This is a genomic window from Pseudomonas sp. WMBT8 (assembly GCF_050916005.1).
GTDB lineage: Bacteria > Pseudomonadota > Gammaproteobacteria > Pseudomonadales > Pseudomonadaceae > Aquipseudomonas.
The window spans coordinates 4749274-4769933 of sequence record NZ_CP188096.1 but is presented as its reverse complement, the minus strand read 5'-3'; the positions used below and the strand labels follow the sequence as shown (position 1 = coordinate 4769933).

Sequence of the window (20660 nt, the reverse complement as noted above, 5' to 3'; positions counted from 1 at the left end):
TTTGACCAGCATAGACACTCAGGTCGCCACATCCGTTAGCCTGGAGTTCTACACATGCATCCCCGCGTACTTGAGGTCACCGAACGCCTTATCGCCCGCAGCCGGGCAACCCGTGAGGCGTACCTTGCGCTGATTCGTGGCGCGGCCAGCGACGGGCCGATGCGCGGCAAGCTGCAATGCGCCAACTTTGCCCACGGCGTGGCCGGCTGCGGCACTGAAGACAAAAACAGCCTGCGCATGATGAATGCCGCCAACGTGGCAATTGTTTCGTCATATAACGACATGCTCTCGGCGCACCAGCCGTACGAACATTTCCCGGAACAGATCAAAAAAGCCCTGCGCGAAGTCGGCTCGGTTGGCCAGTTCGCCGGCGGCACCCCGGCCATGTGCGACGGCGTGACCCAGGGCGAGCCGGGCATGGAGCTGAGCCTGCTGAGCCGCGAAGTGATTGCCATGTCCACGGCGGTAGCGCTGTCCCACAACATGTTCGACGCCGCGCTGATGCTGGGGATCTGCGACAAGATCGTCCCCGGCCTGATGATGGGGGCCCTGCGCTATGGCCACCTGCCGATGATCTTCGTGCCCGGTGGGCCGATGCCGTCGGGCATCTCCAACAAGCAGAAGGCCGATGTGCGCCAGCGCTACGCCGAAGGCAAGGCCAGCCGCGAAGAGCTGCTGGAATCGGAGATGAAGTCCTACCACAGCCCCGGCACCTGCACCTTCTACGGCACCGCCAATACCAACCAGTTGCTGATGGAAGTGATGGGCCTGCACTTGCCGGGCGCCTCGTTCGTCAACCCGTACACACCGTTGCGCGATGCGCTGACCCGTGAGGCCGCGCACCAGGTCACGCGCCTGACCAAGGCCAACGGCAACTTCACGCCGATTGGCGAGATCGTCGACGAAAAATCCCTGGTCAACTCCATCGTCGCCCTCAACGCCACCGGCGGCTCGACCAACCACACCCTGCATATGCCGGCCATCGCCATGGCGGCGGGCATCATCCTCACCTGGCAGGACATGGCCGACCTCTCGGAAGTGGTGCCGACCCTGTCCCACGTCTACCCGAACGGCAAGGCCGACATCAACCACTTCCAGGCGGCGGGCGGCATGTCGTTCCTGATCCGCGAGCTGCTGGAAGCCGGCCTGCTCCACGAAGACGTCAACACCGTCGCCGGCCATGGCTTGAGCCGCTACACCCGCGAACCGTTCCTGGTGGACGGCGAACTGATCTGGCGCGAAGGCCCGATCGAAAGCCTCGACGAAAGCATCCTGCGCCCGGTAGCTCGGGCCTTCTCCCCGGAGGGCGGCTTGCGGGTGATGGAAGGCAACCTCGGCCGTGGGGTGATGAAAGTCTCGGCGGTGGCCCTCGAACATCAAATCGTCGAAGCGCCAGCCGTGGTGTTCCAGGACCAGCAGGACCTGGCCGATGCGTTCAAGGCCGGCCAGTTGGAGAAGGATTTTGTCGCGGTGATGCGCTTCCAGGGCCCGCGCTCTAATGGCATGCCAGAATTGCACAAGATGACGCCGTTCCTCGGCGTGCTCCAGGACCGAGGTTTCAAAGTCGCATTGGTGACAGACGGGCGTATGTCTGGCGCCTCGGGTAAAATCCCCGCCGCGATTCACGTCAGCCCCGAAGCCCAGCGCGGTGGCGCGCTGGCGCGGGTCAAGGATGGCGATATCATTCGCGTCGATGGCGTCAAAGGCACCCTGGAGCTTAAGGTGGACGCCGAAGAATTTGCAGCGCGCGCGCCTGCCACGGGCCTGTTGGACAATAACGTGGGGGCCGGTCGCGAGCTGTTTGCATTTATGCGCCTGGCCGCAAGCTCCGCAGAGCAGGGCGCCAGCGCCTTTACCTCTGCCCTGGAGACACTCAAGTGAAGCTTGCGCTGGTTGGTGATATTGGCGGTACCAACGCCCGGTTTGCGTTGTGGCGGGACCAGGCACTGCATTCGATCCGGGTGCTGGCCACGGCGGATCACGCCAGCCCCGAGGAGGCGATCCAGGTCTACCTCGCCGAGGAAGGATTGGCGCCGGGCTCCATCGGCGCGGTGTGCCTGTCGGTGGCCGGGCCGGTGAGTGGTGACGAGTTCAAGTTCACCAACAACCACTGGCGCCTGAGCAAGACCGCGTTCTGCAAGGCGCTGCAAGTGGACGAACTGTTGCTGGTCAATGACTTCTCGGCCATGGCCCTGGGCATGACTCGCCTGCAGCCTGATGAATACCGCGTGGTCTGCGCCGGCACACCGGAGCCGTGGCGCCCGGCGGTGGTGATCGGCCCGGGCACGGGGCTGGGCGTGGGCACTCTGCTCGACCTGGGCGCCGGCCGCTGGGCTGCGTTGCCGGGCGAGGGCGGGCATGTCGACCTGCCCCTGAGCAGCCCACGGGAAACCCAGTTGTGGCAGCACATCTACAACGAAATCGGGCATGTCAGCGCCGAGACGGCCCTGAGCGGCGGCGGCTTGCCCCGCTTGTACCGGGCAATCTGCGCGGTGGACGGCCACCCGGCGGTATTGCAAACCCCGGAGGCGATTACCGCTGCGGGCCTGGCTGGCGACCCGGTGGCGATGGAGGTCCTGGACCAGTTCAGCATCTGGCTGGGCCGCGTGGCCGGCAATAACGTGCTGACCACTGGTGCCCGGGGTGGTGTGTATATCGTGGGCGGGGTGATCCCGCGGTTTGCCGAGTTCTTTATCAACAGTGGTTTTGCCAAGAGCTTTGCGGACAAAGGCTGCATGAGCGACTACTTCAAAGGTATCCCGGTGTGGTTGGTGACGGCGCCGTATTCCGGGTTGACCGGGGCGGGCGTGGCATTGGAGCAGGCATTTGCGTAGGCAGTGATGGCCTTATCGCGGGCAAGCCCGCTCCCACATTTGATTGTGTTCACAAATCAAAATCTGGGAGCGGGCCTGCCCGCGATGGGGCCCTAGAGAGCACCCCATAACAACAAGGAGGCCCCCGTGAGCGTAATCAGTAAATCCATTCTCCTGGTCGACGACGACGAGGAAATCCGCGAGTTGCTGCAAACCTACCTCAGTCGCGCCGGCTTCCAGGTGCGGGGCGTGCCCAATGGCGCGGGGTTTCGCCAGGCCATGGACGAGGCCCCGTGCGACCTGGTGATCCTCGATGTGATGCTGCCCGACGAAGACGGCTTCAGCCTCTGCCGCTGGGTGCGCCAGCACCCGCGCCAGGCCCAGGTGCCGATCATCATGCTCACTGCCAGCTCCGACGAAGCCGACCGGGTCATCGGCCTGGAACTGGGCGCCGACGATTACATCGGCAAACCCTTCAGCCCGCGGGAGTTGCAGGCGCGCATCAAGGCCCTGTTGCGCCGCTGCCAATTTGGCCAGGAGCGTACGGGCGGCGATGTGCTGGTGTTCGATGAGTGGCGGTTGGACATGATCAGCCATCGGCTGTTTCACGTTGATGGCGAGGAAGTCATCCTGTCCGGTGCCGACTTTGCCCTGCTCAAGCTGTTCCTCGATCACCCACAGCAAATTCTTGATCGCGACACCATTGGCAACGCCACCCGTGGCCGTGACCTGATGCCCCTCGACCGTATTGTCGACATGGCTGTCAGCCGCCTGCGACAACGCCTGCGTGATACCGAGAAACCTCCACGGCTGATCCGCACCGTGCGCGGCAGCGGTTACCAACTGGCGGCCAGTGTGGTTGCCAGCAATGCCCACTGAACGCCGGCGCATTCCGGTCCCGCGTTCATTGCTGGGGCGCATGCTACTGCTGACCCTGTTGGCAGTGCTGTTTGCCCAGGCGTTATCCAGCGTGATCTGGGTCTCGCAACTGCGCGCCACCCAGCTTGAAGGCCTGGTCACCAGCGCCCGCAGCCTGGCCCATTCGATGACCGCCAGCGTCAGCTATTTCCGTTCGCTGCCGGTGGCTTATCGGCCGCTGGTGCTCGACCAGTTGCGCAGCATGGGTGGCACGCGTTTTGTGGTGACACTCAACGACAAGCCGCTGGATATGCAGATCTTGCCGCAAACCCCGCGCAAACAGGCGGTGCTCGGCGCGGTGGACGAAGTGCTGCGCCAGACCCTGGGCAGTGACGTGCATTTTTCGGTGGAGTTTGTCAGTGCCGAAGACCTGCGCATCTTCAATGCCGGCCTGAAGCTCGATGAGTTGCCACGCTCCTGGGCGCATTACGCCCTGACCCTGGAGCCGGTCAACCCGCCAGTACTGGTGACGCAGATCGAGTTGGGCGCCGGCGAATGGCTGTATATCGCCTCGTTGCTTCCCGAGCCCTACACCAGCCTCGAAGAACAGGGCCTGCCTTCCCAGCAGGTGTGGTTTATCGTGCTGACCAGTGGCTTTCTGTTGCTGTTTATCGGCTTGCTGGTGCATTGGCAGAGCCGGCCGCTCAAGCGCCTGGCGCGGGCGGCGCGGGACCTGTCCCTGGGCGCCGACGTGGAACCGGTGGCCGAAGGTGGCGGCAGCGAAGTGGTGGAAGTGGGCCGTGCGTTCAATGCCATGCGCGAGCGGATCAGCCGCTACCTGACTGAACGCAGCCAGTTGTTCAGTGCAATTTCCCACGACCTGCGCACCCCCATCACACGCCTGCGGCTGCGGGTGGAACTGCTGGAAGACGAAAAGCTGCAAGCCAAGTTCGGCCGCGACCTGGATGAGCTGGAACTGCTGGTCAAGGGCGCGTTGCAGTGCGTCAAGGACACCGACATCCACGAGAACATCGAGCCGGTGGACCTCAACCATGTGCTCGACTGCCTGGTGGAACCGTATCTTGCGCCCAACGGCAATGGCCGGGTGACCCAGCATGGCCGGGCGTTGACGGCCTATCCGGGCAAGCCGCTGGCGCTCAAGCGCTGCATTGGCAACCTGATCGATAACGCCCTGAAGTACGGGCAGAACGCCCATCTGCGTATCGAGGACGATGGCGCGCAGTTCATCCTACATGTGGATGACGAGGGCCCCGGGGTGCCGGAGCAGCGTCTGGAGCAGGTCTTCGAACCGCACTTTCGCCTGGCCGGGCAGCAGCAGGGTTATGGCCTGGGGCTGGGGATCGCCCGCAATATCGCCCACAGCCATGGCGGCGAAGTCAGCCTGCAAAATTTGCGTGAAGGTGGCCTACGGGTGACCTTGCAACTGCCCCGGACCCTGGACTAAACAACACCGCGTCACCCTGTAGGAGCTGGCTTGCCAGCGATAGCGATACATCAGTCACATTTGCAGTACCTGACCTACCGCAATCGCTGGCAAGCCAGCTCCTACAGACGGGCGTTGGGTCAGATGCTCTGGCGTAGCCTGGCCAAGTCGCGCAACGGCGGCGCGCCAAACAACCGGCTGTATTCCCGGCTGAACTGCGACGGGCTCTCATACCCCACCCGATACCCCGCCGCCGAGGCTTCCAGGCCTTCGGCGATCATCAGGCGCCGGGCCTCCTGCAAGCGCAACTGCTTCTGGTACTGCAACGGGCTCATGGCGGTGATGGCCTTGAAGCGGTGGTGCAGGGTCGACACGCTGAGATTCACTTCCTTGGCCAGATCATCGATGCGCAGCGGTTGTTCATAGTTGCCGTTCAACCAGGTGATCGCCCGGCTGACCCGATGGCTCTGGCTATTGGCCACGGCAATTTCGTACAGGCGATAGCCCTGTGGCCCACGCAGTAGTCGGTAGAGAATCTCGCGATTGATCAATGGCGCCAACATCGCGATATCTTTGGGCGTATCCAGCAGGCGTGCCAGGCGCAATACGGCGTCGAGCAACTGGCTGTCGATCCGGTCGACATACATGCCGCGTGCGGTCGGGCGCGTGGGCACGCCCATCGGCCCGGCTTCGGCAATCAGGGCGGTCAGTTGCGCCGGGTCGATATTGATGCGCACCGACAGGTTGGGGTCTTCGACTGTGGCGTCGATGACTCGCCCGGCCACCGGCATCGCGACCGAGAACACCAGGTAGTTGAGGGGGTCGTAGGCAAAAATTTCGTCGGCCAGGCGCACTTCCTTGCTGCCGTTGGCGAGGATGCACAGCGCAGGTTCCACCAGCACCGGCATGAAGTCGCGTGGCGTGTTGTGGCGGTTCAGGTACAGCGAGGTGATCGCTGTGCCGTAGGAACCGTCTTCCCAGGTATGCCGGTGCACGATGCTGGCCAGTTCGGCGCGCTGTTTTTCCATCTCGGCATCGAGGGGAATGGACTGCTGTTCGGGCGACGACATGGGGCGTCCTCTGCATGCTTCTTTGATGGGCACAGCTTAGCGGTGGCGGTGCAGCAGCGTTATGTCGATTCTGCACAATCCTTGCCTGATCCTGCGGCGCGTCTTCAATCAGGCAAGCACACAGCCTGTCATCTGCCTGAAACAAGGCGCCAACCCCTGCAATAAAGCCTGACGCCAAACCCTGGGTCTACGCTTCTGGCAGGATTGTGCAATAAGCCGGCAGGAATCGACTAACCGCGCTGGGGCCTGCGCCCGTATCTTTGACCCTGTGGCAACACGCCCCCACAGTGCTTGCCGAGCATCACTTCTCAACGGGAGAGTCGAACATGTCCACCCCCATTCCCGCGAGCCATATGGCCTTTATCCGCGCCCGCAGCGGGTGCAGCACCGAACTGGGTGCACGCTTGAGCAGTTTGATCGAACCGGGCCGCCAGGCTCAGGGTTGCCTGCAATTCTCGTTGCAGCACTCCCAGGTTGACCCCGATGTATGGCTGGTTTCAGGTTTCTGGAGCAGCGAACAGGCGATGAGCGCTTATTTCAGCTCGCCGGCCCTGATGCTGTTTACCGAGCTGTTGAACGATATGGTCGTGCGCAGCATGGACTTCCAGACCTTCACCGACGCATCCGCCGCCAATGCCTACGGCGAGTACCTGCAACTGGCAGGTTAAGGTTTAGAATGGCCGACTTTCCATTGGCCAGGACCTGCAACATGGCACGTAAAGAGTTTGCCCACCACGAAGCTGTTTCCGCCCTTGTACGCGAAGACCAGGGTGGCTATAGCGCCGCCATCGCCGTCAAGGCACTGGACGGCATGAGCGCACCGCGCTTTCACAAGATCCTCGATGGCCAACTGTTCAAGACTGCCGACGACGCCGACGATGCGGCGGCCCAGCAATTGGAGCGCTTGATCGCTATCGATGAAGAGGGCCAGTTGGCCTGGGCAACTGCAGCAAACTAAAGAACACCACCGACCCAATTGTGGGAGCGGGCTTTGTGGGAGCGGGCTTGCTCGCGAAAGCGTCATGTCAGCCAGCCAATTTGGAACTGATCCACCGCTTTCGCGAGCAAGCCCGCTCCCACACAAGCCCGCTCCCACATTTTTGACTGCATTGCATCCAATCAGGGTTTGGTAGCACCTGGTCGGTACATCTTGAATAGCGCTTGCGGCCCCAGCTGGAAATAATCCGCCGGGCCGCCGCCCCGCAGAATCGGCTCGGCCGCTGCGGTGTCGTACACCCCATCCTTGAGCAGCCATTTGGCGATGTGCACCGCGACCACTTCGCCAAGTACCAGCCAACTGGGCACCAGCTCCTTGTCGGCCCGCTGCAACTGAATGATCTGCGTGACCTTGCACTCGAACGACACCGGGCTTTCGCCGACCCGTGGCACGGCAATCACCTTGGACGCCACTGGCGTCAGCCCGGCCAATTCAAACTCGTTGACTTCAGGTGACACGGCGGCGCAGCTCTGGTTCATCTGCTCGGCCAGCGGGCGCGTGGCCAGGTTCCAGACAAACTCGCCGGTCTGTTCGATGTTATTCAGGCTGTCTTTACGCCCGACACTGGAAAAACCAATGATCGGCGGGATGTAGTTGAAGGCATTGAAAAAACTGTAGGGCGCCAGGTTCAGGCGGCCTTCGCGGTCCTGGGACGAAATCCAGCCAATCGGGCGCGGGCCGACGATGGCGTTGAACGGGTCATGGGGCAGGCCGTGGCCGTTGGCGGGTTCATAGAAATGGATATCGTCAGGCATGGACGGCGGTTCCTGCGGCGGGGAAAGCGCAATAGTGCAGGCCCAAGGGCAGGATTTCCACCGGATTGGCGCTGCCCTATGGAATTTTCATCCATCGCCCACCTATTTTTCACAGCTGCACGGCCAGTCTGCACGCCAGGTCGATACCCCCCCATGAGTCGGCCTTTCGAGACTGAACTCTGGAGCCTTCTGCACAATGAACAAACTACCTCAGATTACCCTGGCGTTCTGGGTCATGAAGATCTGTGCGACCACCCTTGGCGAAACCGCCGGGGACTTGTTGTCGATGACCCTGAATGTCGGCTACGCCATCAGTTCGATGATCCTGCTCAGCGTGTTCCTCATCACGTTGCTGACGCAGTTATGGTCGAAAACCTACAACCCGGTGCTGTACTGGATCGTGATCCTGTCGACGAGCACGGCGGGCACCACCATGTCCGATTTTATGGACCGTACCCTGGGCCTGGGGTACGCCTCCGGTTCGATGATCCTGATTGTCCTGTTACTGATAGTGTTCGCCCTCTGGCACCTGAGCGGCAATTCGCTGAACGTGAACAAGGTGCAGACCCCGCGCGGCGAGCTGTTCTACTGGGTGGCAATCCTGCTCTCCAACACCCTGGGCACGGCCCTGGGGGACTTCCTGGCCGACGACTCTGGCCTGGGCTTTGCTGGCGGTGCGATGTTGATCGGCGCGAGCATCCTGCTGGTGGTGGCGCTCAAATACTGCACGACGGTTTCGTCGGTGGTGTTGTTCTGGGTAGCGTTTGTGTTGACCCGGCCCTTTGGCGCGACCCTCGGGGACTTCCTGACCAAACCCCATGAAAAGGGCGGCCTGGACTTTGGCACTGTCGGCTCATCGGCGGTGCTGGCGGCCGTGCTGCTGGTGATGATCGCCGGTGCCTGGTATGTACAGCGCCGGGATAACCGCCAGCCGCTGGCAGAGCTGTCCTGACGGGATAAAAAAGGGGCCATGTCATTTGCATGACATGGCCCCTTTTCTACACCTGGCGAACGCTTAGTCCGTGGTGATCCGCGAATGCTTGCGGGTGTCTTTCATGGTGATGTAGACCAACAGCGATACGGCAATACACGCGGTGACGTACCAGTAGTAGCCGGTTTCCATGCCGATGCTCTTGAACCACAGCGCGATGTATTCGGCGGTGCCGCCGAAGATCGACACGGTCAGTGCGTAAGGCAGGCCTACACCCAGCGCACGGATTTCGGTGGGGAACAGCTCGGCCTTCACCACGGCGTTGATCGAGGTGTAGCCGCTGACGATGATCAGCGCCGCCATGATCAGGAAGAACGCGCCCCACCAGGTCTGGACAGTGTGCAGGGTGGTGAGGATCGGCACGGTGAACAGGGTGCCGAGGATGCCGAAGGCGATCAGGATCGGCCGGCGACCGACCTTGTCGGACAGGCCACCGACAATCGGTTGCAGGCACATGAACAGGAACAGCGTGGCCGCAGAGATGGTGGTGGAGTCGGAGATGCTCATGCCGACGGTGTTCACCAGGTACTTCTGCATGTAGGTGGTGTAGGTGTAGAAGGCCAGGGTGCCGCCCATGGTCAGGCCGACCACGGTCATCAGTTCCTTGGGGTGGCGCATCAAGGTGCGCATCGCGCTTTCCTTGGCTTTTTCCTTCTTGGTGAACGACTCGGTTTCTTCCATGCCACGTCGCAGGTACAGGGCCACCACCGCGCACAGGGCGCCGATGGCGAACGGGATACGCCAGCCCCAGGCATACAACTCTTCAGTGGTGAGGAGCTGTTGCAGCACGATCAGTACCGCCAACGCGATGAGCTGGCCGGAGATCAGAGTCACGTACTGGAAGCTGGAGAAGAAGCCGCGACGTTCCTTGGTCGCCATTTCACTCAGGTAGGTGGCCGAGGTGCCGTATTCGCCACCCACCGACAGGCCTTGCAGCAAGCGGGCGAACACCAGCAGGATCGGCGCGCCGACACCGATGGTTTCATAACCGGGGCTCAGGGCGATGATCAGCGAGCCGAAGCACATCAGCAGCACCGACGCCATCAACGCGGCTTTACGGCCTGCGCGGTCGGCGTAGAGGCCCATCAGCCAGCCGCCAATCGGGCGCATCAAAAAGCCCACGGCAAAAATCGCGGCGGTGTTGAGCAGTTGGGCGGTGGTGTCGCCTTTAGGGAAGAAGGCTTTGGCGAAGTACAGCGAGAAAGCGGCGTAGACGTACCAGTCATACCACTCGACCATGTTGCCGACCGATCCGCTGAAGATCGACTTGATACGGCTGGAAGTGGTGCGTTCTTGCGCCGGCGCAGCCGCCGACCCCAGAGGCAGGGAATTGGAGTTATCCATTGAAGGATCCTTCATGTCATTGTTTTTGTGGAGCGCGCGTCAGCGCAGCCTGGTTGCAGCTATAGCAGGAGCTGTGCCAAGCAGGGGGAGGCCCGTTCTAGAGGGGTTGGGGGATTTTTTTGAGCGGAAAGCCGCTGATGGTTTTTTGGTGATGAGCGGAAATCCGCTTATGGCGGCTATCCTCATCGCAGGCAAGCCAGCTCCCACATTTTGATTTGCGAATACATTCAAGTGTGGGAGCTGGCTTGCCTGCGATGAGGCCCTAAGGGGCCTTCTCAATCGGGCGACAGAAACATTTCCCGGGTCAGCCCATGGCGCTGCAGCTTTTCATTGAAGGTCCGCCGTGGCAGTTGCAGCTCCGCCAGCACCGCCTTGATATCGCCTTTGTGCCGGGTCAGCGCAGCTTTCAGGCAATGGGCTTCGAACGCTTCCTGCTGGGCCGCCAGGGATTGCCCGGCCTCGATGCCTTCCGGCTCCGGCTCGCCGAGGCCCAGCACCTGGCGTTCGGCAACGTTGGCCAGTTCGCGCACGTTGCCCGGCCAGTCATGGCTGAGCAGCCGCCCCAATTGCGGCCCGCTGAGGGGCGCGGCCTCGCGGCCCAGGCGTTCGGCGGCGCTCTGGGTGAAGTGGTCGAACAGCAGCGGGATATCTTCGCGGCGCTCACGCAGCGGCGGCAGGCGCAGTTGCGCCACGGTCAGGCGGTAGGCCAGGTCTTCGCGAAAACGTCCGGCGCGGGCTTCGTCCAGCAGGTCGGGCTTGGTCGCGGCAATGATGCGCAGGTCGACCTTGATGCTCTGGTTCGAGCCCAGGCGCTCCAGCTTCTGTTCCTGCAACACCCGCAGCAGCTTCACCTGCTGGGCCAGGGGCATGCTTTCGATCTCATCGAGAAACAGCGTACCGCCGTCGGCGTACTCCAGCTTGCCGATGCGCTTGCCCTGGGCGCCGGTGAAAGCGCCGCTTTCATGGCCGAACAGTTCGGCTTCAAACAATTGCTCGGGAATCGCCGCACAGTTGAGCGCGACAAAAGGTTTTTTGGCCCGTGGCCCGAAGTCATGCAGGCAGCGGGCGACCAGTTCCTTGCCGCTGCCGGTCTCGCCACGGATCAGCACGTTGACCGGCAAGGCGGCGAGGTCCAGCACCTGGCGGCGCAAGTTCTGCAGGCTGCGCGACACCCCCAGCAGGCTCGACTCCAGTTGGGCGCGATGATCGGCCTGTTGGTGTAGGCGGCGGTTCTCCAGGATCAGCCCGCGCTTGTCCAGGGCCCGGCGCAGGCTGGCGAGCAGGGCGTCGGGGCTGAAGGGCTTTTCCAGAAAGTCGTAGGCACCGTCGCGCATGGCTTCGACGGCCATCGGCACGTCGCCATGGCCGGTCAGGAGGATCACCGGCAGGTCGGCATCGCGCCGTTGTACTTCGGCCAGCAGCTCCAGGCCGCTGAGGCCCGGCATGCGCACATCGCTGAGAATCACCCCGGGAAAGTCCCTGGGCAGGTGGGCCAGGCAGTCCTCGGCGCGGCTGAACAACTGCACCGCGAACCCGGAGAGGTTCAGCCACTGTTCCACGGCCGTGCGGATGCTGGCCTCGTCATCAACCACGATCACCGCGTTCAGCATAGGTCCGGCGCCTCCAGCGCGATGGGCAGGGTCAGGGTGAAGACGGCGCCGTCGCCCTGATTGGCCGCACTCAGGCGTCCGCCCAGTTCATGCACGATAGCGTAGGACACCGCCAACCCGAGCCCGAGCCCGTCACCCACCGGCTTGGTGGTGAAGAACGGGTCGAACACGTTGTTCAGGTGTTCCTCGGCAATGCCGCCGCCGCTGTCGCTGACGCTCAGGTGCCACAGTTGTTGATCGGCATGCAGGCGGATTTCCAGGCGCTTGCGCGGTTTGTCGGCCATGGCATCCAGGGCATTGCGCAACAAGTTGATCAGCACTTGCTCCAGGCGAATGGCATCGCCGCGTACCCAGGCCGGGCGAGTCAGGTCGAGCACGGTGCCGATGGCTTCGTCGCGCAGGCGTGCGTCGAGCAAGTGCAGGGACTGGTCGACCACGGTTGCCAGGTCCAGGCGTTCGCGCAGGCCGCTGGGGCTTTTGCGGGCGAAGGTCTTGAGGTGGCCGGTAAGGGCGGCCATGCGAGTGAGCATGTCGTCCAATGGCGTCAGCGCCTGATAGGCGTCATCGATGCGCCCGTGATCGAGCAGCAGGCGCAAGGTAGCCAGTTGCATGCGCTGAGTGGTCAGCGGCTGGTTGATTTCATGGGCCAGGGCCGCAGACATCTGTCCCAGCGCCGCCAGCTTGGCCGATTGCACCAAGCCATCCTGGGCGGTGCGCAAGGCGCGGGTGCGTTCTTCCACCAGGCGCTCCAGCTCTTCGCGGCTGCGCTGGCGCAAGCGGGCCAGGCGCCAGCGCTGGCTGAGGAACAGCACCAGGAACACCAGGGTCAACCACAGGCCCGCTGCGGCGAGGCCGGCGTTGCGTTGGTCTTCAAAGGCCACCTGGGGTTTGCGCAGCAGGTGCAGGGTCCAGCCTTCGGCTTTGAGGGGCAGGGACTCCCAGATGTAGTTGGCGTTGCCTTCGGGCCCGGCCACGCGCACCAGATGACTGTTCTCGTCAAAACGCTGCAAGGTCTGGGTGTCCAGGGGCTGCAATTGCTTCTTGTCGTATTGGCGCGTGGCCTTGAGTTCGGCCAGATCGTTGGCCGACAGTGGGCGCAGGTTGCGGTAACGCCATCCGGGTTTATTGGCGATAAACACGATGCCCCGGGCATCGCTGACCAGCAACAGGTCGTCGCCCTGGGCCCATCCGCGCTCCAGCTCCGGAAACTCCAGTTTCACCACCATGGCGCCGATGAACTGCTCCTGCTCATCCACCACCGCGCTGGAAAGGAAGTACCCCGGAATCCCGGTGGTCACCCCCACCGCATAAAAACGCCCGGTGCCCTGGCTGCGGGTCTGGCTGAAATAGGGGCGGAACGCATAGTTGTGGCCGACATAACTGCTGGGCAGGCGCCAGTTGCTGGCGGCCACCGCCAGGCCGGTGCGGTCCATCAGTTCCAGGGTCGATGACTGCGCCGCACCGTTGATGCGCTCCAGTTTGTGGTTTAGCACCTCCTGGGTCGCCGGATCCAGCGGGCCTTTCAGGGCGCGGATCATTTCCGAATCCAGGGCCAGCACGGCGGGTAGGGCGCGGTAGCGTTCGATCAAGGTGTGCAAGGAGTTGGCATACAGCGCCAGTTGCTGGTTCGCACGGCCGGCATCGTCCACCAGGGACTGGCGTTCCGCCTGGCGCATGGCGACTGCGGCGGCCAGGACGGCACCGGCAATAATCAGCAGGGAGTAGAAGGTCAAACGCAATGGGCGAGGGATCGCGATCATACGAGAATGAACAGCTGCAGTAGGGGGCGAGCACCATAACATGCAGCAGGACGAGCGCAGTACTTGTGGGAGCGGGCTTGCCCGCGATTGCATCGACGCGGTCTGCTGCCAGACCGCAGTGCCTGCATCGCGGGCAAGCCCGCTCCCACAAAATCGCCGGTCATAAAAAAGGCGACTGTGGCATGGAGCCACAGTCGCCTTTTATCCTTGCGGGGACGTGCTTACTGCACTTCTACCGCCAGGCTTTCACTGATCTTTTGCTGCCAGATGGCGGGACCTGTGATGTGGACCGACTCGCCCTTGCTGTCGACTGCAACAGTGACCGGCATGTCCTTGACGTCGAACTCGTAGATCGCTTCCATGCCCAGTTCGGCGAAGGCCACCACGCGCGACTTCTTGATGGCTTGCGCCACCAGGTAGGCCGCACCGCCGACTGCCATCAGGTACACGGCCTTGTGGTCCTTGATCGCTTCGATGGCGGTCGGGCCGCGCTCGGATTTGCCGATCATGCCCAACAGGCCAGTCTGCTCGAGGATCTGGCGGGTGAACTTGTCCATCCGCGTGGCGGTGGTCGGGCCAGCCGGGCCAACCACTTCTTCGCGCACCGGATCTACCGGGCCGACGTAGTAGATGAAACGGCCCTTGAGGTCTACCGGCAGGGTTTCACCCTTGTTCAGCATCTCGACCATGCGCTTGTGCGCCGCGTCGCGACCGGTGAGCATCTTGCCGTTGAGCAGTACGGTTTCGCCCGGTTTCCAGCTTTGCACGTCTTCCGGGGTCAGGGTGTCGAGATTGACGCGGCGGGCCGACGGGCCAGCTTCCCAGACAATTTCCGGGTAGGCGTCCAGCGGCGGCGCTTCGAGCGAGGCCGGACCGGAACCGTCGAGCACGAAGTGTGCGTGACGGGTGGCGGCGCAGTTGGGGATCATGCACACCGGCAGCGAAGCGGCGTGGGTCGGGTAATCCATGATCTTCACGTCGAGCACGGTGGTCAGGCCACCCAGGCCCTGGGCGCCGATCCCCAGTTGGTTGACCTTCTCGAACAGCTCCAGGCGCATCTCTTCGATACGGTTGGACGGGCCGCGCTTTTTCAGCTCGTGGATGTCGATGGATTCCATCAACACTTCCTTGGCCATGACGGCGGCTTTCTCGGCAGTACCGCCGATGCCGATGCCGAGCATGCCCGGTGGGCACCAGCCGGCACCCATGGTCGGAACGGTCTTGAGCACCCAGTCGACGATGGAGTCGGACGGGTTGAGCATGGCCATTTTCGACTTGTTCTCGGAACCACCGCCCTTGGCAGCCACGTCCACTTCCACGGTGTTACCCGGGACGATGGAGTAGTGGATCACGGCCGGGGTGTTGTCCTTGGTGTTTTTGCGCGCGCCGGCCGGGTCGGCGAGGATCGAGGCACGCAGGACGTTTTCCGGCAGGTTGTAGGCGCGACGCACGCCTTCGTTGATCATGTCGTCCAGGCCCATGGTGGCGCCATCCCAGCGTACATCCATGCCCACGCGCACGAACACGGTGACGATCCCGGTGTCCTGACAGATCGGGCGGTGGCCGGTGGCACACATGCGCGAGTTGATCAGGATCTGGGCCATGGAGTCACGGGCGGCCGGCGATTCTTCGCGCAGGTAGGCTTCGTGCATTGCCTGGATGAAGTCAACGGGATGGTAGTAGGAAATGAATTGCAGGGCGTCGGCAACGCTCTGAATCAGGTCGTCTTGCTTGATCACGGTCATGAGTCGCGCTCCTCTATAAGGGAACATTCAATAAAGGTGGCTTCAGATGGGTGTATCGGTCGCTGAAGCCACCTTTTCCAAGGCACGCCGGGTAGTGCTGGCGCGACGCTAAAAAGGCGCGGCAGTATAACCCGGCGCGATGGCCGATACACCCGACGATGGTCAAACTCTCCCGACCACCCTAGGAGCCGGCTCCTGCAAAAAGCAGTTACAGTGATCGCACATTTTGATTCGAGGCCTTTCATGCCTGAACTGCACGTCGGCGAACGCCAGTGGTCGGTCTCCACCGGCAGCAATCTGCTGGATGCCTTGAACCAGGCCGGTGTGGCCGTGCCTTACAGTTGCCGCGCGGGCAGTTGCCATGCCTGCCTGGTGCGTTGCCGGGGTGAGGTCGAGGACAAGCAGCCCGACGCCCTGAGCCCGGCCCAGCGCCAGGACGGTTGGCGCCTGGCCTGCCAGTGCCAGGTCACAGGCGATGTACAGGTCGAGGCCTTTGACCCCTTGCGCGACGGCGCGGCGGCAACGGTGCTGAGCGCCGATTGGCTGAACCCGACGGTGTTGCGCCTGCGCCTGCAACCCCAGCACGGGCTGCGTTACCGGGCCGGGCAGCACCTGGTGTTGTGGGCGGGGACGGTGGCGCGGCCTTATTCCCTGGCCAGCCTGCCCCAGGAAGATCCGTTTTTGGAGTTCCACCTCGATTGCCGCCTGCCCGGCGAATTCAGCGATCGTGCCCGCCGGCTTGAGGCCGGTGACCCATTACGCCTGGGCGAATTGCGCGGCGGGGCGTTGCATTACGATCCGGACTGGCAAGCGCGGCCGCTGTGGCTGCTGGCATCCGGCACGGGGCTGGGGCCGCTGTGGGGCGTGTTGCGCGAAGCCCTGCGCCAGGATCACCAGGGCGCTATCCGCGTGATTCACCTGGCCCATGATACGGACGGGCATTATCTGGCCGAGCCCCTGGCCCAACTTGCCGCCAGCCACGGCAACCTCACCATCGAACTGTGGACGGCGGCGCAGTTGGCCGGTGCCTTGGCGCAACTGCGGCTTGTATCCCGGCAAACCATGGCCTTGCTCTGCGGGCACCCCAGCAGTGTCGAGGCGTTTTCCAAGCGCCTGTTCCTGGCTGGCTTGCCGCGTAATCAACTGTTGGCCGATGTGTTCTTGCCCCGTGGTTGAGCGCTGATGGCTATCTGCGAGAACTCACCATGTGTATTTGAAATGCATTGCAATGTGGGAGCGGGCCTTTGCAGTCAATCAATCACTCTCCTTTGGAATGCAAAAGGCCCTGGCATTCACATGCCAGGGCCTTTGCTTTGAGCAGGTCAGTCACTCAGACCATTGGGTCGCCAACGTGCAGGATCTTCATGCCGTTGGTGCCACCGATGGTGTGGTAGCTGTCGCCCTTGGTCAGGATCACCCAATCGCCTTTCTCGACTACGCCACGCTTGAGCAGTTCGTCGATGGCAGCCTGGCTGACTTGCTCAGGCGGCAGCGACGCCGGGTCGAAAGGTACGGTGTAGACGCCACGGAACATGGCCGCGCGGGCCTGGGTTTCGCGGTGCGGGGAGAACGCGTAGATCGGGATCGAGGAGCGGATGCGCGACATGATCAACGGCGTGTAGCCACTTTCGGTCAGGGCGATGATCGCCTTTACGCCCGGGAAGTGGTTGGCGGTGTACATGGCGGCCAGGGCGATGCTCTGGTCGCAGCTTTCGAACACTTTGCCGATGCGGTGGCTGGAGGTCTTGCTGGTCGGGTGCTTTTCAGCGCCGACGCAGATACGCGCCATGGCCTGGACCGCTTCCAGCGGGTACGGGCCGGCAGCACTTTCTGCCGAGAGCATCACGGCGTCGGTGTAGTCGAGCACGGCGTTGGCCACGTCGGACACTTCGGCACGGGTCGGCATCGGGTTCTGGATCATCGACTCCATCATCTGGGTCGCAACGATCACCGCTTTATTGTGGCGGCGTGCGTGCAGGATGATTTTCTTCTGGATGCCGATCAGCTCCGCGTCACCGATTTCCACGCCGAGGTCGCCACGGGCAACCATCACTGCATCGGACGCCTTGATCAGGCCGTCGAGGGTTTCGTCGTCGGCCACCGCTTCGGCGCGCTCGATCTTCGCCACCAGCCAGGCAGTACCACCGGCTTCGTCGCGTAGTTGGCGGGCGTATTCCATGTCGGCGGCGTCGCGCGGGAAGGACACGGCGAGGTAGTCCACTTCCATTTCGGCGGCGAGCTTGATGTCGGCCTTGTCTTTTTCGGTCAGGGCCGGTGCAGTCAGGCCACCACCGCGACGGTTGATGCCTTTGTGGTCGGACAGCGGGCCGCCGATGATCACGGTGCAGTTCAGCTCGGTGACGGTGGCGGTGTCGACACGCATGACCACACGGCCGTCGTCCAGCAGCAGTTCGTCGCCGACGCCGCAGTCTTTCACCAGGTCCGGGTAGTCGATACCCACGACTTGTTGGTTGCCTTCGGTCAGCGGATGGCTGGTGGAGAAGGTGAATTTGTCACCGATCTTCAGCTCGATGCGCTTGTTGGCGAATTTGGCGATACGGATCTTCGGACCTTGCAGGTCACCCAGCAGCGCGACGAAGCGGCCATGCTTGGCGGCGAGGTCACGTACCAGCTTGGCGCGAGCCTTGTGCTCGTCCGGGGTGCCGTGGGAGAAGTTCAGACGGGCAACGTCCAGGCCAGCCAGAATCAGCTGTTCGAGGACTTCCGGCGAGTTACTGGCCGGGCCAAGGGTGGCGACGATTTTGGTACGACGGACGGACATGCACGGACTCCTGAGTTCTAGCGCTGGGGAAGGCTACTATGCTCTTTGGCTGTAGTCATTGTTCGTTTGCACTACTTATTGTCGATTCGCTTGTTTTCACTCTATGACGCCAGACGAACAACCTTGAAGATTTTCGCCCAAGGGTCGATACACTGCTCAAGACAGGAGAACACCCCATGCGAGTTTTGATCATTGCTGCCCTGGCCGTCAGTGTTGTCGGCTGTACCCGTTGGTCGATGGACCATCATTTGAACAATGCCTACCGTGCCTACAACGTGGGCGATTGTGAGCGGGTCACCCTGGAATTGTCCCAGGTCGACCGTGAAAGCCGGTCCCGTCGCTACGTGCAGCCGGAAGTCTCGATGCTGCGTGGGCAGTGCCTGGAACGGCAGAAGCTGTTTGTGGATGCGGTGCAGACTTATCAGTTCATCATTAGCCAGTACCCATCGAGTGAGTACGCGTTCCGGGCCCGTGCACGCCTGGATACGCTGCAACAACTGGGGCATTACCCTGGCGCAAGTGCAGCGCGCGCGCGACCTGCAGCCTTGTGATGATATACGCCATTTAATTGCTGGCCTCTTGCCAGAGTTGGGCTATTCTTTTGAAGTACGTTTGTATAACTTTCAATTCAAACAGACACAAAAACAGGATTCGGTGGTTGTAGAGTGACAGGGCAGGGGCCGCTGTTGCACCGGGATCCAGGAGAGCGGGGGGGCATGTAGCTTCCCGGCCCGAATCACAGCAACGGCCACAGTCTTGGCCATTGGACGGCGATCTGATCATGTTGACTGACCGACGGATTGAGCGGCACCAGTTGCCCTATTTTTTAGAGGTGTTCAATCGCTTCACAGGTAAGCCCATCGGTTACTTGGGTAATATTTCCAGTGAAGGGCTGATGCTAGTCAGCCAATTACCCATGATGGTCAACGTGGATTTTGATCTGCGCTTGAAGATTCCAGGTCCTGAGGGTGATATGCACACCATTGATTTCACTGCGACCTGCCTGTGGAGTCGTGAAGATATCAACCCCAGGCATTACGACTCGGGGTTTTGCCTGTTGGAGGCGCCCGCGGAGTACGGTCAGCTGATTGTTGCGCTGTTGCAGTACTTCAGCTTTGACCCCTTGCAGGCTTCGGCCTAGCGTCACACACCATTCATAGAGCGCCGGCTTTTTTCCAGCCCAGGTATCGGGTTACCAGGTCGGCGCCCAGCTCAGAGGGATGGGCATCCATTACCATCAGGCCCTGCGCCTTGAGGCGGTCATGAAGTTCTTCCCGTGCATTGAGGTAATCGACGCTGCCACAGTAGGCCAGCGCCTGCGCCAAGGTCTGCACGGGAGCCTGGCGCAATTGATCCAGCACTCCTTCGCGCAGGCTCGCCACCAATACCCGGTGCTGGCGGCTGATGCGCTTGACGGCCGTCAGTAGTTCCTCATCGTCCTCATCGCGCAGGTTGGTCACTACGATCACCAGCGCCCGCCGTTTCTGGCGGGCCAGCAGCTGATTGGCGGCAGCCTGGTAATCGGCCGTGCGCCGGGTGCTGTCCAGGTCGTATACCGCGTTGAGCAACTGGTTCAACTGACCGCTGCCCTTGACTGGTGCCAGGTAGCGCGGCTGGTCGCAGGCGAAGGTACACAGGCCCACGGCATCGCCCTGGCGCAAGGCCACATAGCTGAGCAGCAGGCAGGCGTTGAGGGCGTGGTCGAAATGTGACAGTTCGCCGTCCTTGCTGCGCATCCGTCGGCCGCAATCGAGCATGAACATAATCTGCTGGTCGCGCTCATCCTGGTATTCCCGGGCAATCGGCGTGCGTTGCCGTGCCGTGGCCTTCCAGTCGATCTGGCGCAGGCTGTCGCCCTCGCGAAATTCGCGCAGCTGATGAAACTCCAGGCCCAGGCCGCGACGCTGGCGCTGGCGTACACCCAGTTGGCTGAGCCAGTTGTCTACCGCCAGTAACTGCGCACCGTACAGGCGGGCAAAGTCCGGGTAAACCCGGGTTGCATCCTTGACCGATACCTGGCGTTTTGCGGTCCACAATCCCAGGGGGCTGGGCAGATGCACCTCACAGCGCTCAAAGCTGAAATGCCCACGGCTCAAGGGGCGCAGGCGGTAGCCCAGGTCACTGTGTTCACCGGGGCGCAGGGCGATGAACTGCGGCAGGTTCTGCACGCTCAAACCATCCGGTACGTGATCAAACACCTTCAGCGTCAATGGCTGTGTGTAGTCATGCTCCAGGGTGATCCGCACCTCGCTCCAGCGTCCTAGCGCCAGGCTGCCTGGCATGTGCCGCCGCAGGCGTGGCGAGGGACGGCGTTTCAGACGGGCAGCATCGAGCAATGCCAGCAAAAGCAGCGCCAGGAGCAGGCCCCAGGCCACGGAGTGCAGGGCGGCCGGCACCTTGAGTTGCAGGGCCGTGGCCGTTCCGAGGGCGATGTTCAGGCCCAGCAGCACCGCGAGCCAGGCCAGCAACAGGCGAGTAGGTCTCATGGGCA

18 protein-coding genes are annotated in these 20660 nt (G+C 62.4%); 10 read left to right on the top strand and 8 right to left on the bottom strand.

Features of this window, described 5'->3' with window-relative positions:
* The first annotated feature begins 54 nt into the window (after positions 1 to 54).
* The 4 genes from edd to ACO77H_RS21685 all read left to right on the top strand — a co-directional run bounded on the left by edd (position 55) and on the right by ACO77H_RS21685 (position 5136).
* The gene (gene edd, locus ACO77H_RS21700; protein WP_170041877.1) at positions 55 to 1881 is read left to right on the top strand and encodes a phosphogluconate dehydratase; all 1827 of its coding nucleotides are present in this window, start codon (positions 55 to 57) and stop codon (positions 1879 to 1881) included.
* Positions 1878 to 2834, top strand: a complete 957-nt coding sequence (locus ACO77H_RS21695; protein WP_169954631.1) for a glucokinase — start codon at positions 1878 to 1880, stop codon at positions 2832 to 2834. The genes edd and ACO77H_RS21695 overlap by 4 nt, the downstream gene beginning before the upstream one ends.
* Before the next feature lie 126 nt (positions 2835 to 2960).
* Positions 2961 to 3692, top strand: a complete 732-nt coding sequence (locus tag ACO77H_RS21690; protein WP_169954632.1) for a response regulator — start codon at positions 2961 to 2963, stop codon at positions 3690 to 3692.
* Entirely contained in the window at positions 3682 to 5136 is a 1455-nt protein-coding gene (locus ACO77H_RS21685) for an ATP-binding protein (RefSeq protein ID WP_169954633.1), read from the top strand. The genes ACO77H_RS21690 and ACO77H_RS21685 overlap by 11 nt, the downstream gene beginning before the upstream one ends.
* A gap of 119 nt (positions 5137 to 5255) precedes the next feature.
* On the opposite strand, the gene ACO77H_RS21680 is transcribed toward ACO77H_RS21685, so the two are convergent.
* Positions 5256 to 6185: an AraC family transcriptional regulator gene (locus ACO77H_RS21680; RefSeq protein ID WP_169954634.1), complete on the bottom strand. Its 930-nt coding sequence runs from the start codon at positions 6183 to 6185 to the stop codon at positions 5256 to 5258.
* 326 nt (positions 6186 to 6511) lie between these two features.
* Between ACO77H_RS21680 and ACO77H_RS21675 the strand changes: the two genes are divergently transcribed.
* Both ACO77H_RS21675 and ACO77H_RS21670 read left to right on the top strand, forming a co-directional pair.
* The gene (locus ACO77H_RS21675; protein WP_024077189.1) at positions 6512 to 6853 is read left to right on the top strand and encodes an antibiotic biosynthesis monooxygenase family protein; all 342 of its coding nucleotides are present in this window, start codon (positions 6512 to 6514) and stop codon (positions 6851 to 6853) included.
* A gap of 8 nt (positions 6854 to 6861) precedes the next feature.
* Complete coding sequence (locus ACO77H_RS21670; RefSeq protein ID WP_169954636.1) at positions 6862 to 7143, top strand: hypothetical protein; 282 nt, start codon at positions 6862 to 6864, stop codon at positions 7141 to 7143.
* Between the two features lie 161 nt (positions 7144 to 7304).
* Here ACO77H_RS21670 and ACO77H_RS21665 read toward each other — a convergent pair whose 3' ends face one another.
* On the bottom strand, positions 7305 to 7937 hold the full coding sequence (locus tag ACO77H_RS21665) for a flavin reductase family protein (RefSeq protein ID WP_170041879.1): 633 nt from the start codon (positions 7935 to 7937) through the stop codon (positions 7305 to 7307).
* A gap of 196 nt (positions 7938 to 8133) precedes the next feature.
* Here ACO77H_RS21665 and ACO77H_RS21660 point away from each other — a divergent pair, with 196 nt between their 5' ends.
* Positions 8134 to 8889 (top strand): COG4705 family protein, encoded by a 756-nt coding sequence (locus ACO77H_RS21660; protein ID WP_170056842.1) that lies wholly within the window; start codon positions 8134 to 8136, stop codon positions 8887 to 8889.
* 63 nt (positions 8890 to 8952) lie between these two features.
* Here the strand turns inward: ACO77H_RS21660 and ACO77H_RS21655 are convergent, their stop codons facing one another.
* The 4 genes from ACO77H_RS21655 to ACO77H_RS21640 all read right to left on the bottom strand — a co-directional run bounded on the left by ACO77H_RS21655 (position 8953) and on the right by ACO77H_RS21640 (position 15387).
* On the bottom strand, positions 8953 to 10272 hold the full coding sequence (locus ACO77H_RS21655; RefSeq protein ID WP_169954639.1) for an MFS transporter: 1320 nt from the start codon (positions 10270 to 10272) through the stop codon (positions 8953 to 8955).
* A gap of 275 nt (positions 10273 to 10547) precedes the next feature.
* Complete coding sequence (locus tag ACO77H_RS21650) at positions 10548 to 11882, bottom strand: sigma-54-dependent transcriptional regulator (protein WP_169954640.1); 1335 nt, start codon at positions 11880 to 11882, stop codon at positions 10548 to 10550.
* The gene (locus tag ACO77H_RS21645; RefSeq protein ID WP_169954641.1) at positions 11876 to 13642 is read right to left on the bottom strand and encodes an ATP-binding protein; all 1767 of its coding nucleotides are present in this window, start codon (positions 13640 to 13642) and stop codon (positions 11876 to 11878) included. The genes ACO77H_RS21650 and ACO77H_RS21645 overlap by 7 nt, the downstream gene beginning before the upstream one ends.
* A gap of 221 nt (positions 13643 to 13863) precedes the next feature.
* Complete coding sequence (locus ACO77H_RS21640) at positions 13864 to 15387, bottom strand: fumarate hydratase (protein WP_131062231.1); 1524 nt, start codon at positions 15385 to 15387, stop codon at positions 13864 to 13866.
* Between the two features lie 243 nt (positions 15388 to 15630).
* Here ACO77H_RS21640 and ACO77H_RS21635 point away from each other — a divergent pair, with 243 nt between their 5' ends.
* Positions 15631 to 16563 (top strand): iron-sulfur-binding ferredoxin reductase, encoded by a 933-nt coding sequence (locus ACO77H_RS21635; protein ID WP_170041882.1) that lies wholly within the window; start codon positions 15631 to 15633, stop codon positions 16561 to 16563.
* A gap of 154 nt (positions 16564 to 16717) precedes the next feature.
* Here ACO77H_RS21635 and pyk read toward each other — a convergent pair whose 3' ends face one another.
* Positions 16718 to 18169, bottom strand: coding sequence for a pyruvate kinase (gene pyk, locus ACO77H_RS21630; RefSeq protein WP_029295454.1), 1452 nt, complete (start codon positions 18167 to 18169; stop codon positions 16718 to 16720).
* A 176-nt stretch (positions 18170 to 18345) separates the two neighbouring features.
* Between pyk and ACO77H_RS21625 the strand changes: the two genes are divergently transcribed.
* Positions 18346 to 18720 carry a tetratricopeptide repeat protein gene (locus tag ACO77H_RS21625; protein WP_170041883.1) on the top strand — a complete coding sequence of 125 codons (375 nt, stop codon included), beginning with the start codon at positions 18346 to 18348 and terminating at the stop codon, positions 18718 to 18720.
* Between the two features lie 230 nt (positions 18721 to 18950).
* Positions 18951 to 19310, top strand: coding sequence for a PilZ domain-containing protein (locus ACO77H_RS21620; protein ID WP_169954701.1), 360 nt, complete (start codon positions 18951 to 18953; stop codon positions 19308 to 19310).
* Positions 19311 to 19323: 13 nt separating this feature from the next.
* Here the strand turns inward: ACO77H_RS21620 and ACO77H_RS21615 are convergent, their stop codons facing one another.
* Positions 19324 to 20655 (bottom strand): DUF58 domain-containing protein, encoded by a 1332-nt coding sequence (locus ACO77H_RS21615; protein WP_169954644.1) that lies wholly within the window; start codon positions 20653 to 20655, stop codon positions 19324 to 19326.
* Positions 20656 to 20660 lie beyond the last annotated feature (5 nt).

What these genes read in the sequence shown, in the direction of transcription:
- ACO77H_RS21620 (WP_169954701.1), top strand. Translation starts at nt 18,951, where the DNA reads ATGTTGACTGACCGACGGATTGAGCGGCACCAGTTGCCCTATTTTTTA.
- ACO77H_RS21660 (WP_170056842.1), top strand. Translation starts at nt 8,134, where the DNA reads ATGAACAAACTACCTCAGATTACCCTGGCGTTCTGGGTCATGAAGATC.
- ACO77H_RS21680 (WP_169954634.1), bottom strand. Translation starts at nt 6,185, where the DNA reads ATGTCGTCGCCCGAACAGCAGTCCATTCCCCTCGATGCCGAGATGGAA.
- ACO77H_RS21675 (WP_024077189.1), top strand. Translation starts at nt 6,512, where the DNA reads ATGTCCACCCCCATTCCCGCGAGCCATATGGCCTTTATCCGCGCCCGC.
- edd (WP_170041877.1), top strand. Translation starts at nt 55, where the DNA reads ATGCATCCCCGCGTACTTGAGGTCACCGAACGCCTTATCGCCCGCAGC.
- ACO77H_RS21685 (WP_169954633.1), top strand. Translation starts at nt 3,682, where the DNA reads ATGCCCACTGAACGCCGGCGCATTCCGGTCCCGCGTTCATTGCTGGGG.
- ACO77H_RS21650 (WP_169954640.1), bottom strand. Translation starts at nt 11,882, where the DNA reads ATGCTGAACGCGGTGATCGTGGTTGATGACGAGGCCAGCATCCGCACG.
- ACO77H_RS21665 (WP_170041879.1), bottom strand. Translation starts at nt 7,937, where the DNA reads ATGCCTGACGATATCCATTTCTATGAACCCGCCAACGGCCACGGCCTG.
- pyk (WP_029295454.1), bottom strand. Translation starts at nt 18,169, where the DNA reads ATGTCCGTCCGTCGTACCAAAATCGTCGCCACCCTTGGCCCGGCCAGT.
- ACO77H_RS21635 (WP_170041882.1), top strand. Translation starts at nt 15,631, where the DNA reads ATGCCTGAACTGCACGTCGGCGAACGCCAGTGGTCGGTCTCCACCGGC.
- ACO77H_RS21640 (WP_131062231.1), bottom strand. Translation starts at nt 15,387, where the DNA reads ATGACCGTGATCAAGCAAGACGACCTGATTCAGAGCGTTGCCGACGCC.
- ACO77H_RS21670 (WP_169954636.1), top strand. Translation starts at nt 6,862, where the DNA reads ATGGCCGACTTTCCATTGGCCAGGACCTGCAACATGGCACGTAAAGAG.
- ACO77H_RS21625 (WP_170041883.1), top strand. Translation starts at nt 18,346, where the DNA reads ATGCGAGTTTTGATCATTGCTGCCCTGGCCGTCAGTGTTGTCGGCTGT.
- ACO77H_RS21655 (WP_169954639.1), bottom strand. Translation starts at nt 10,272, where the DNA reads ATGGATAACTCCAATTCCCTGCCTCTGGGGTCGGCGGCTGCGCCGGCG.
- ACO77H_RS21615 (WP_169954644.1), bottom strand. Translation starts at nt 20,655, where the DNA reads ATGAGACCTACTCGCCTGTTGCTGGCCTGGCTCGCGGTGCTGCTGGGC.
- ACO77H_RS21645 (WP_169954641.1), bottom strand. Translation starts at nt 13,642, where the DNA reads ATGATCGCGATCCCTCGCCCATTGCGTTTGACCTTCTACTCCCTGCTG.